Origin of the sequence: Prevotella sp. S7-1-8 (genome assembly GCF_000758925.1) — a bacterium.
Taxonomy (GTDB): domain Bacteria; phylum Bacteroidota; class Bacteroidia; order Bacteroidales; family Bacteroidaceae; genus Prevotella.
In genome coordinates this window covers 38,355-50,258 of record NZ_JRNC01000036.1, presented here as the reverse complement: position 1 = coordinate 50,258, position 11,904 = coordinate 38,355, and the positions used below count along the sequence as shown (strand labels likewise).

The following is an 11,904-nucleotide window of genomic DNA, read 5'->3' as shown; positions in this document are numbered from 1 at the left end:
ATTATGAACAAAGTTGAATTATTCAATGACCATTTCCAAAATTTCAAGGTGTATGGCATACCAAAGGCGCAATTGATTATTGCCGACCCGCCATATAACCTTGGCAAGAACGCATACGCAAGCAATCCATCGTGGTATATTGATGGGGACAACAAGAATGGAGAAAGCGAACTTGCAGGGCGAGAGTTTTTCGACACCGACAAGGATTTCCGCCCGGCTGAATTTATGCACTTTTGTTCGCAAATGCTTATCAAAGAGCCAAAGGAAGCCGGGAAAGCCCCTTGCATGATTGTGTTTTGCGAGTTTGAGCAACAATTCAAATACATTGAATTGGGCAAAAGGTATGGTTTCAACCATTACATCAACCTTGTGTTCCGAAAGAACTTTTCCGCGCAAGTTCTGAAAGCGAACATGAAGATTGTTGGTAATTGCGAATATGGCGTGTTGCTTTATCGCGACAAATTGCCAAAGTTCAACAATGATGCCGTTGGTGGTGGGATGGTGTTCAATTGCATTGATTGGGGACGTGACACGAAAACGCCAAAGGTACATCCGACACAAAAGCCCGTGCCATTGCTGCAATACCTTATCCGCATTTTCACCGACCCCGGCGATGTTGTCATTGACCCGTGCGCCGGGAGCGGTTCAACGCTTTTCGCAGCAAAAGAACTTGGGCGGCGCGCATACGGATTTGAAATCAAAAAGGACTTTTTCAAGGCGGCACAAGACAAAGTTTTGAACCGCGCTATCCAACCAAGTTTATTCTAATAAATATAAAATTATGAAGTTATTATTTTTCGACCTTGAAACAACAGGAACAAACCCCGGAAGAAACGGAATCCATCAAATTTCCGGTCAAGTCGTAATTGACGGAATCGTGAAAGAATCGTTTGATTTTCACGTCCAGCCAAACCCGAAAGCAGCCATTGAGGATGAAGCCTTGGCGGTTGCGGGTGTTACCCGTGAACAAATCGCGAAATATCCGGCGATGGGTACGGTGTACCGTCAATTTGTCGCAATGCTTGACAAGTACGTTGACAAGTACAATTCAAAGGACAAGTTCTTTTTGGTTGGGTACAACAACGCCGCATTCGACAATCAATTCTTGCGCGGATTTTTCTTGCAGAACAACGACAAGTTCTTTGGTTCATGGTTTTGGGCAAATTCAATGGACGTGATGGTTCTTGCGACCGTGTATCTTGCAAGCAAGCGCACGGAAATGGAGAATTTCAAGTTGTCAACGGTTGCGGCAACGCTTGGCGTGCAAGTGGATGGTGATTCGTTGCACAATGCAATGTATGACATCGAATTGACAAAGGCGGTGTTTGACATCGTGACGGGTAATGTTTAGAACAACTTTCGCAACAATGAAAACTTTATTCCTTGATGTCATGTTGAATGACCGATTTGTTTGCACGTTGAAATACAAGTTTTGTCCATTGTTCCCAATCGAACTTGGCGACTTGAAGAAGTTCATCGAAAGCAAACGCCCATCGTTAAAGGGCAAAGATTATCGAATTGCATTCTAATATTCGCAACAATGAAAACAACAAGTGAAAGGATATTCGCCAACGACATCAAGATGTCATATTGGCAACAAGACAATTGCATGAGGTGCGCCAAGGCGGTATGGTACAATGCCCAGCTTGGCAGATGCCCGAAATACAAATGCGCCTTGCAACGCGACATGGAAGCGCAAGCAGCCGGGAACATGGAAATCAACGAAAGGTCATTCAACACGTGCCACAACGACAAGACTTGCCCTTTCATCAAGCCAAAGGAACAGGAATCCGCGCCGGGCAATGAAGTTCTTGATTTCTCAAAGGGCGAATCCATGTTCAATGAAACAACCGTGTTCAATAAAATTGAACAAGCCCCGGAAATTGAACACGGACACGAACCAACGCCAGCACCGGAACACAAGCCAACGCCGGAAGAACTGAAAGCGGCGGAAAAAAGGATGTATGACACCATCTTTGAAAAGGAGATTGTGAACAACATCAATGGTTTGTCACCGATGATGACGGAAAAGCAATTCAAGGAAAGTGTGCGCCATGATACCGATTGGATGATGAAAACATTCACGTTCAACGAAAACATGATGATTGCTTTCGTTCCATTGGTCATTTCGCATTTGGCGTGGATGTATGCCGACAAGGTGATGAAGTATTGCGCCAAACACAAGATTCCGGAAACCGTCAAGTTGTCCCGCACCGTGAAGCACGTCCGCCAAGAATACGTTGGTTCCTTGAAAAAGGATTTGGATGCAAGGCATATCCAGCGTATAGAAAAGCAGACGGAAGAATTTTTCAAGGAGTACACAAGCGATTTCACGATATTTTGGTATTGTGTCAATTCGCAGTATAAAAAGCAGTTTCCGGGCGACATCTACAAGGATATGAAAACGGATGCGTTCCTTGGTGTGCTTATGTGTCGTTTCCTTGTTGACCACAACAAGCGCATGGACAAGATAATCGAATCCAAGATTGGATTTGCCCAAAGCATCAAAAACCCATACATGGACAAGTTGAAAACCTGTTTGGATGCGTATTGCGGAAACCAAGTCATCGAATGCGACACCAACATCAAGGCGTGTTTGAAAGTGTTTGAAAAGAACATCAATGAGATTGATTTTGAAATAACCGGGTAAGTTTAACACAATAAATTTTGAAAACATGAATTTCAACAAATTGGCAAAAGAATCCCATGCCAATGCCGTAAGGCATGGATTTTGGGAAAAGCGAGAGAGCAACGAACATTGTTTGATGCTTGTCGTTTCGGAGATTGGCGAAATGGTTGAAGCGCATCGAGCCGGGAAGCGCGCCAACCTTGAAGTGTACAATGATGGAACGTTCAACAGTAGCGAGAATTTCAAAGTTCTAATCAAGGACGCCTTGGAAGATGAAATGGCGGACGTTGCAATTCGTCTTGGCGACCTTGCAGGAGCGTTGGGCGTGGACTTTGACAAGATGAATCCTTGCAAGTATCATCGCGCGTTTGACAAGTTCACATTCACGGAAAACGCATTTGCCTTGACCAAAGGTTTGTGCCGTGACATCATAGGCATTGAAAAGCGCATCCAATTCGGATTGGAATACATTACGAAGTGGGCGCATTCCTTAGGAATTGATTTGGCTTGGCACATTGGCGAGAAGATGAAGTATAACGCAACGCGACCGCCGAAACACGGCAAGGCGTATTAACCAAGTGCAATGCAAGTGTACAACAAAAGCATTGCTTATGCGGTATATCGTCATAATTGAAAACCCAATTGCAGGGGAACGCACAACGGTTTAAACCAAGAATTTTGAATCCTTGCGGATTGACCAATCCCAAATTGTTGCCATCGTTGACAAATCAGACCAGCAAGTGACTTATGACGGGGAAACGTGGTGCAGTTACGAAAAAGTATATAACACTTAATTCAAAAAATCATTATGTTACAAATTGAAGTAATCGGAAACATCGGCGCGGATGCCGAAATCAAGGAGTTTGGCGGCAAAAAGTATGTATCTTTCAATGTCGCACATTCGGAGAAAAGGAAAGATGCCAACGGTGCAATGGTGGAATCAACAACATGGGTTTCCGTCTTGTGGTACGGTGATGGCGGCGGTCTTACTCAATACCTCAAAAAAGGTTGCAAAGTGTTCGTCCGTGGTCGCTTGTCCGTTAAGCCCTATCAAGACAGGAACGGCAACACCCAAGTTGCGGTAAATGTGAATGCCAACGAAGTGAACTTGTGCGGCTTCAAGGGCGAACAATCCACGGCGGCAAGTTCGGCAACACAACAGCCATCCACCCTTGCGGGGCAAGATAACGATGATTTGCCATTTTAGTTCCTGATGCCTTATGAAGTATCAAAATGTGATTGGCATTGACCCGGATAAGGAAAAGTCCGGGGTGGCGTTTTTGAAGCGAAGCACACGGCAATTGGAATTGACCAATCTTGCGTTCCCGTTGTTGCTTGATTACTTGCAGCACGCCAAGAAAAAGGGCGAGGAAACGCACGAATCGTTGATTGTCGTTGTTGAAGCCGGATGGATGAACGCCAAATCATGCTTTCACGCCGCCCAAGGCAAACAGGCGGAAAAGATTGCAAAGGATGTCGGCGCGAACCATGAAACCGGGCGAAAAATCATTGAAATGTGCAAGCATTACGGCATCGAAGTAACGCCGCACGCGCCTTTGGTGAAGTGTTGGAAAGGCAAAGACCGGAAGATTACACATGATGAATTGGCATCGTTTACGGGCATCATGGGACGCACGAACCAAGATGCAAGGGATGCCGGATTGTTGGCGTGGACATTTGCCGGATTGCCCATCCGCATAAAACCGTAGGTGGATAACTTTGGAATAACTTATCGGGCAAAAGGGGGTGTATTATAGTGATACCCCCCTAACTTTGCATTGCAATTGCATAATTTAATAAGAAAATCGTATGAAACCAATTGATTTTGAGCAATCCACAAAGGTATTGCAGAAACCCGGCACGTTGTCGGATTCACAATGTGGTGCGTTGCCCGTGTGGTGTGATGGCAAACAATGCGTTTCGTGTTGGAAACCATCAATCAAGGAACGCATCAACATATTATTCGGCGGGAATGTGTGGCTTGGTGTTATGTCCGGTAAGACACAACCGCCCGTATTTGTCGCAGGGGAAAGAGTATTTGAAAAAACGCCGTTTTTGCCCGTTTTAGGGCGTTTGGGGTTGAAGTGGGTTGAAGTTATCGCGGAAGCGTGGAAAAACCTTGCAGAAGCCGCCAAAATGCCCGACAAGCGCAAGCATTTGTATGTCGGCATTGTGATTGGCTTGGTGTTCGGGTGTCTTTTCGGCGTTTCAATAGGTTTTGCCGCCGGATGTCTTGCCGGGGCAATCAAGGAATGGTGGGATTCCAAAGGACACGGCACGGTTGAAATCATGGATTTCATTTTCACCGCCATTGGGGCATTGTGCGGTGCGTTCCTTTCCATCCCGGCAATCATATTGTATCACTTAATCATCGAACTATATGGCAAAGGTAATTGAAACAAATATTGAATCCCTTGTTCCCGACAACAAGAATTTCAACAAGGGAACACAATACGGCGACCATCTTATGGATGAATCGTTGCGCCGTTTTGGCTTGGGGCGTTCCATCCTAATTGACAAGAACAACCGCATCATTGCCGGAAACAAGACCGCCGAAAAAGCCGCCGACATTGGCTTTACCGATGTTGTGGTGGTTGAAGTGGACGGGAACCAACTTGTTGCCGTGAAGCGAAAGGATATTGACCTTGATTCCGCCAAGGGTCGTGAACTTGCCATTGCTGACAACGCAACAGGCAAAGCGAACCTTGCATGGGATGAATCTTTGATTGAAGAAGTTTCGCAACAATGGGGTTTTGAACCGCAAGATTGGGGCGTTGATGTTTTCCAACAAGAAGAACCCGAACAAGAAGAACCATCCGGGAAAAAGGAAATATCAACCCGGTTGATTGTTGAATGTGGAGATGTCACAAAGTTGTCGTTGTTGTTTAGTGAACTGCAAGACCGTGGCTTTTCGGTCGAACTGAAAGAGTGATTAAAGTGATAAAAATCAACTAAAAAAGGCAATTATGGCAAAGTACGGAAAAAAGATTGTTGACAAAATTGTCGGGCTTATCAAGTCGGACACATACACCATCGCCGAGATTTGCCGCCAAGTGGGAATAACACCAAAGACATTCCATCAATGGAAAGAAGAACATCCGGAGTTTGGGCAAATGATTGTGGATGCCAAGGATGAACGGATGCAATTCTTTGTGCAGGAAGCCAAGAAATCATTGTTGAAGAAGATACAAGGGTATGACGTTACGGAAACAAAGGTTGTCACCGTTCCCGGCAAGGTGAAAGGCGAGGAAGACAACCCGAAACCGATTATCAAGGAGCAGACGAACACAAAGAAGCATATCCAAGCGGACACGGCGGCAATCATATTCACGTTGACCAATGGCGACCCGGAACATTGGAAGAACAAGCAATCAACGGAAGTGACCGGGAAAGATGGAAAGGATTTGTTTGCGGGCAAGACCGATGAGGAATTGGCAAGCACAATTGAAGAACTTCAAAGGAAATTGGAGTAATGGCAGCAACAAGAAGCGAACGAATACAACTTATCCAAGCGATGCAAGAACGGCTTTATCGTGAAAGTCGTTCCGATTTGTTGCGCTTTACGCTTGCCACGATGCCGACATTCCGCCCGGCTGATTTCCATCGCCGATATTATCATGTATTATCCAAATTCGCGGATGGTGGCGTGAAAAAGTTGATGGTGTTCATGCCGCCGCAGCATGGAAAATCCGAGGGGTCAACGCGCCGTTTGCCCGCGTATCTGTTAGGGCGCAACCCGGACTTGCGCTTGGCGGTCGTTTCCTATTCGGCGACAAAGGCAAAGAAATTCAACCGCGAAATCCAACGTGTGATTGACACGCCGGAGTATCACAACATATTCCCGGAAACAACGCTTGGTCAATCCAGCTTTGCCGATGATTCCGGACGTGGTTACATCCGTACAACGGAAGAATGCGAGATTGTGAACCATGTCGGCGGATTCAAGACGGTGGGCGTTGGTGGTGCGTTGACAGGTGAACCCGTGGACATTCTAATCATGGATGACATTTACAAGGACGCGAAAACGGCATGGTCGTCCATTGTCCGTGAAAACATATCCGATTGGTACGATACCGTTGCCGAAACACGTTTGCACAACGATTCGCGCCAATTGATTGTATTTACCCGATGGCATGAAGATGACCTTGCGGGCAAGTTGTTACGCGAACAAGGCGTTTATGATGCCAAGGACAACCCGAACGGATGGGTTGTCGTGGTGTATCAAGCCATCAAGGAGGGCGCGCCGACCGAATATGACCCAAGACAAGAGGGTGAACCATTATGGGCGGAACGACACAACCTTGAAAAATTGCAAGCCATACGGAAGCGCAATCCACAAGTGTTTGAATCCCTGTATCAACAAAACCCGCAACCGCGCGCCGGATTGATGTATGAAGCCGGATTCGTTGAATACCTTGTGCGCCCGGCAACGCTGCAATTGCAACGCCGTTGCTATGTGGACACCGCCGACACGGGCGCGGACTACCTTTGCGCCATCGTGTATGACGAAACGGAAATTGGCAATTACATCGTGGATGTGCTTTACACGACAAAGCCCGTTGAGTTCACCGAACCCGCCCTTGCCAAGATGTTGACTAAGCACGGCGTGGCGCAATGTATTGTCGAAGCGAACAACGGCGGTCGCCTATTCAAGAACAACGTTGAAAGGCAATGCCGTTTGCTTGGCAACGGAAAGACAAAGTTCACATCCTTTGCCCAGCGCGAGAACAAGGACACGCGCATTTATTCCCATTCGGCGATGGTTCAGAACTTGACGTTCATGCCGCAAGGATGGAAACGTTTGTTCCCGGAGTTTGCAAAGGCGATTTGTGGCTATCTGAAAGCCGGACGCAACGAACATGATGACGCGCCGGACGCATTGACCGGAACGATTGAGAAACGCAAGCAAGGCAAGCAAACGAGCGTTGCCGCCCTGTTTGGTCAAGTATGATAATTCAAAACAATAAAAACGATATGACAATACAAGAAATTTTTCAGCTTGCAACGGCAAACGATGTGATTTCCGAATTGAAGTCTTGCCGTTTCATACCACAACCCGATGTGGAGAGTGCAAACAAAGCACTTGACATAAAGTCGCATGATATTATGTCGCCGATATTGCGCCCGGATAAGCGCGTTCAAGTTTCGGCGGACAATGAAGCGGATTCCGCGCAAAAGGTTATTTCAACCGATGGAGAAAGCACCAATTTCAAGACGGTACGCGTGGCGCGTGTCGCCGTTGCCATTCAAAAGTTGATAATCAAACGTGCGGTATCATTCGTGTTCGGTAATTCCCCGGCTTACAATTCAACGCCGGAGAACGAACAGGAAGAAGCCGTTGCGCGCGCCCTTGGCCGCATTTTGTATGGAGTGAAGTGCAAGTCGTTGAATCGCAAGATTGGACGTTCCATTTTCGGGCATAAGGAAGCCGCCGAATATTGGTATCCGGTTGAAAGCCCCAACACGAAATATGGCTTTCCATCGCAATTCAAGATGCGTTGTACCATCTTTTCGCCCGCCTATGGTGATACGCTTTACCCGTATTTCGATGAAACGGGCGACATGGTGGCGTTTTCACGCTCCTTTGCCCGAACCCGTGATGGCGTTGTCACAAACTATTTTGAAACGTTCACGGACACCGAACATTGGTTGTGGATAAACGGCGCGAATGGATTTGATTGCGTTGATGGTTATCCCAAAAAGACGGGCATCAACAAAATACCTGTAATATACGGACATCAAACGGAGTTCGAAACCGAGGATGTGAACGCGTTGATTGACCGATTGGAAACCTTGTTGTCAAACTTTGCCGACACGAACGATTATCACGCAAGCCCGAAGATTTTCACGACCGGACAAGTCAACGGATGGGCGCAAAAAGGCGAATCCGGTGCGGTTATTGAGGGCGAGGAGGGCGCAACCATGCAATATGTGTCATGGCAGCAAGCACCGGAAGCGGTCAAGTTGGAGATTGACACGTTGTTGAAACTGATTTATACCATCACGCAAACGCCCGACATTTCCTTTGAAGCGGTCAAGGGATTGGGCGCGATGTCCGGTGTGGCGTTGAAGTTGCTTTTCATGGATGCCCATCTAAAGGTGCAAGACAAGTGCGAAATCTTTGATGATTACTTGCAACGCCGTGTGAATGTCATCTTGGAGTATATCGCGCAGATGAACACCAGCTTGTCGGATGCGTGCGAATCCATTATGATTGAACCCGAAATCATCCCTTACATGATTACGTCAGAAATTGACGATTTGAATTATTGGATGACCGCAAACGGAGACAAACCCGTTGTGTCGCAAGAAGAATCCATCATCGGTGCGGGTATTTCCAAGAATCCGGAAATGACCATGAAGAAGTTGGAAGAACAGGACACGCGCGACAATTCATTCATCATCGGTGAACCGCAATTGGAGGGCGATGCGTAATGCCACGTTATCCAAGAACAACACGAACCCCGGCAAAGGAACAGGCGAAGAAGCCACAATTCCGATGCCGGGAATGCGCGGAATCATACGATTGGCATTCCAAGGCGATTGATGGGCATTTGATATTGTGCCGTTGCAAGCAAGACCACAAGACGGAACACGGGCGATGGTGCAAGTTCCTCAATGACCTACAATGTGAACATTTCAAACCAAGAAAGAATGAGTAAAACGAACCTTTGCGACAACTGCAAATATTGGGCGCGTGCGTTTGACAATTTTTATTGTTGCGTATGCGCCAAATGTCATCCGGGGGATGATGGGGTTTGGCATTGTCGCTATTACACCAAGAAGTAATGGCAAAAAGGCAGAAAACAACACGATTTTCCATACAAGGATGGGACGCAAGGCATTACAGGACAACGGACGCGTATGTTCAAGCCGTGCAAAGCCTGTATGACAAGGCGACAACGGCAATCACAAGGGCGGCAGCGCGTGGCAAGATTGACCCCGACAAGCCTTTTTCGTTCGATATGTACCCGTCCGTAAAAAAGGAGATGCAGCGCATCACGGAACAATTGGCATCCCGTGTGACAACCGTCATCGAATCCGGTTCAAAGAAACAATGGCTTTTTGCTTGTGCCAAGAATGACGGGTTCATTTCATCCATCATGGACACATCCAAGTTGAGCAAGGTGCGCTTGAAGAAGATGCAAGACCGCAACTTGGATGCGCTTTCGGCGTTCCAAAGTCGCAAGGTGGAGGGAATGAATCTTTCGCAACGCGTATGGAAGTACGTTGACCAATACAAGGCGCAAATGGAATCCGCCCTTGATGTCGGACTTGGTGAGGGAAGAAGCGCGGATGAACTTTCCCGCGATGTCCGGCAGAACTTGAGCGAACCGAACCGATTGTTCCGGCGTGTTCGTGACAAGCGCGGAAACCTTGTGTTGTCCAAGAACGCACGTGCCTATCATCCCGGACAAGGCGTTTATCGTTCCAGCTACAAGAACGCGACGCGCTTGACACGTTCGGAAATCAATATGGCGTACCGGGAAAGCGATTACCAACGATGGCAACAATTGGATTTCGTTGTTGGCTTTGAAATACACCGGAGCAACCACGAACCATTGTGCAAGTGTGCAATTTGTTCAAAGTTGGTTGGGCGTTACCCCAAGACATTCAAATTCAAAGGGTGGCATCCACAATGTATGTGTTACGCCACGCCCATCTTGATGGATGAAGAAACTTTCGATGCAAATGAACTTGGCGACCTAAAGGCGGCATTGCGCGGCACGGAATACAAGCATTTGCAAGCAAAGAACGCCGTGTCCGAAATGCCAAAGGAGTTCATGGAATGGGTAAAAGACCATATCGAAGCGCAAAAAGGATGGTCATCAACGCCATATTTCATCCGGGACAACTTTGTTGATGGGCGACTTGGCAAGGGATTAAAAATCGCAATGCCGACAATCGAACCATCCGGAAAGGTTGATTTCCATATCCCATTTGAACAATTGTCCGTTGATGAAAGTATCAAGTTCAACAATGAAATGACAAACCGCGTCAATGATGATTGCGATTTGATTGATGCTTGTCGTTTGTATGGCATTGATGCGGCATGGTACGACCAAATGACGGATGAAATAAGCATTCAACACCAATATTGGCGCGTTCCGGAACTGAATGCAGCCCGTGACCGACTGAAAGCGCAATTGATGGCAAAGATTGAGGAAACCCGGATGATGGCGCAAAAGATATTGTCCGAGTATGAAGCAGCAGCCAAAAGCGCGGAAGAATGGGTTGGCGACACAACAAGCATTGTGCGTTATGCGCATGACACATTCAACGATGAAGCATCCGAGCAATACCCGAATTATAAATTCATTCTCAAATCTGCAAATGGTGGCGCGTTGGATGTTTCCAAGTTGCGCGCATCCGTTGACAAGGCAAAGACGGATTATAACAAGGCAATCGCAGATGCAAAGGCGTGTGTGGCGAAGTATGACGGGAATGTCGATGTGTCCAGTTTGAAAGCGTTGATAAACGAAAACCGCACGACATCACGCAATGCAAAGGTCATCACAACGGACATCATAAAAGAGATTGAAAGGGTGGAAACATTTGCAAACAACAAAGATTTGGTTGCTAAGAACGACAACGAAACCGCGCAAATGCTTGGAATTGAAAAAGGAACACCGATGACGTTTGAGGAAGCAGACAATCATCGTGCGAATGAAAGTTACAATAAAGGTAGAATTGAAGCATGGAAAGAACAAACAACATTCGCGATGAAGAAGAACGATGACAACCCATATCACATCAATTGCCAATCTTGCGTTGTTGCACATGAATTGCGTATGCGTGGACTTGATGTTGAAGCCCAACCGAATTATGACCGTAGTGGAACGAAACCAACCGAATTGTCTCATGACACGAACAAAATATGGATAGACCCGGAAACAGGGAAAGAACCTTTGTGTGAATGGATGACAAACCAATTCACGCGAAATTCCGCGAAGGCGGCAGCATCCGCCGTTAAGTGGTACGAAGAAATGACAAAAACACCCGGTCGTTATTCGTTGACTTATCGTTGGAAAGTTCAACGATGGAAAGGCGGACACATCATCGTTGCCGAGCGTCTTGCGGATGGAACATTGCGAGTGTATGACCCACAAACGGGACGCATAAGAACCTTGGAGGATATTTGCAAAACGTTGAATTGGGGAACTTACAGGACTTGCGGAATCCAACGTGTTGACAAGATGGCAATCAATCTTGACATGATAGATGGAATTGTTCGCAAACGACAATAAGAAACGCGGATGGCGCATTAAGAACCA

Annotated in this window: 13 protein-coding genes; all 13 read left to right on the top strand. The window is 46.8% G+C overall.

All coding sequences use genetic code 11. From position 1 onward, the window contains the following. Nucleotides 1–3: 3 nt before the first annotated feature. The 13 genes from HMPREF1640_RS06410 (at nt 4) to HMPREF1640_RS12560 (ending at nt 11,877) form a co-directional block, all read left to right on the top strand. Nucleotides 4–768 carry a site-specific DNA-methyltransferase gene (locus tag HMPREF1640_RS06410; protein WP_036893367.1) on the top strand — a complete coding sequence of 255 codons (765 nt, stop codon included), beginning with the start codon at nt 4–6 and terminating at the stop codon, nt 766–768. A gap of 13 nt (nt 769–781) precedes the next feature. Then, entirely contained in the window at nt 782–1,351 is a 570-nt protein-coding gene (locus HMPREF1640_RS06405; protein ID WP_036893365.1) for a 3'-5' exonuclease, read from the top strand. A 16-nt stretch (nt 1,352–1,367) separates the two neighbouring features. Then, on the top strand, nt 1,368–1,529 hold the full coding sequence (locus HMPREF1640_RS13230) for a hypothetical protein (protein ID WP_156098737.1): 162 nt from the start codon (nt 1,368–1,370) through the stop codon (nt 1,527–1,529). A gap of 11 nt (nt 1,530–1,540) precedes the next feature. Continuing rightward, nucleotides 1,541–2,650 carry a hypothetical protein gene (locus HMPREF1640_RS06400; RefSeq protein WP_036893363.1) on the top strand — a complete coding sequence of 370 codons (1,110 nt, stop codon included), beginning with the start codon at nt 1,541–1,543 and terminating at the stop codon, nt 2,648–2,650. Nucleotides 2,651–2,675: 25 nt separating this feature from the next. Then, nucleotides 2,676–3,203 carry a hypothetical protein gene (locus HMPREF1640_RS06395; protein ID WP_036893361.1) on the top strand — a complete coding sequence of 176 codons (528 nt, stop codon included), beginning with the start codon at nt 2,676–2,678 and terminating at the stop codon, nt 3,201–3,203. 234 nt (nt 3,204–3,437) lie between these two features. Beyond that, complete coding sequence (locus HMPREF1640_RS06390) at nt 3,438–3,836, top strand: single-stranded DNA-binding protein (protein WP_036893359.1); 399 nt, start codon at nt 3,438–3,440, stop codon at nt 3,834–3,836. 13 nt (nt 3,837–3,849) lie between these two features. Next, complete coding sequence (locus HMPREF1640_RS06385; protein ID WP_052051741.1) at nt 3,850–4,338, top strand: hypothetical protein; 489 nt, start codon at nt 3,850–3,852, stop codon at nt 4,336–4,338. A gap of 100 nt (nt 4,339–4,438) precedes the next feature. Further along, nucleotides 4,439–5,026: a hypothetical protein gene (locus HMPREF1640_RS06380; RefSeq protein ID WP_036893357.1), complete on the top strand. Its 588-nt coding sequence runs from the start codon at nt 4,439–4,441 to the stop codon at nt 5,024–5,026. Between the two features lie 70 nt (nt 5,027–5,096). Continuing rightward, the gene (locus HMPREF1640_RS12565) at nt 5,097–5,561 is read left to right on the top strand and encodes a hypothetical protein (protein WP_197051489.1); all 465 of its coding nucleotides are present in this window, start codon (nt 5,097–5,099) and stop codon (nt 5,559–5,561) included. A gap of 34 nt (nt 5,562–5,595) precedes the next feature. Next, nucleotides 5,596–6,102, top strand: a complete 507-nt coding sequence (locus tag HMPREF1640_RS06370; RefSeq protein WP_036893355.1) for a phBC6A51 family helix-turn-helix protein — start codon at nt 5,596–5,598, stop codon at nt 6,100–6,102. Next, nucleotides 6,102–7,580 (top strand): phage terminase large subunit, encoded by a 1,479-nt coding sequence (gene terL / locus HMPREF1640_RS06365; protein WP_081935298.1) that lies wholly within the window; start codon nt 6,102–6,104, stop codon nt 7,578–7,580. Before HMPREF1640_RS06370 ends, terL begins: the two co-directional genes overlap by 1 nt. A 23-nt stretch (nt 7,581–7,603) precedes the next feature. Next, entirely contained in the window at nt 7,604–9,064 is a 1,461-nt protein-coding gene (locus tag HMPREF1640_RS06360; protein ID WP_052051747.1) for a phage portal protein, read from the top strand. A gap of 353 nt (nt 9,065–9,417) precedes the next feature. Next, entirely contained in the window at nt 9,418–11,877 is a 2,460-nt protein-coding gene (locus HMPREF1640_RS12560) for a toxin glutamine deamidase domain-containing protein (RefSeq protein ID WP_052051739.1), read from the top strand. Nucleotides 11,878–11,904: the final 27 nt, after the last annotated feature.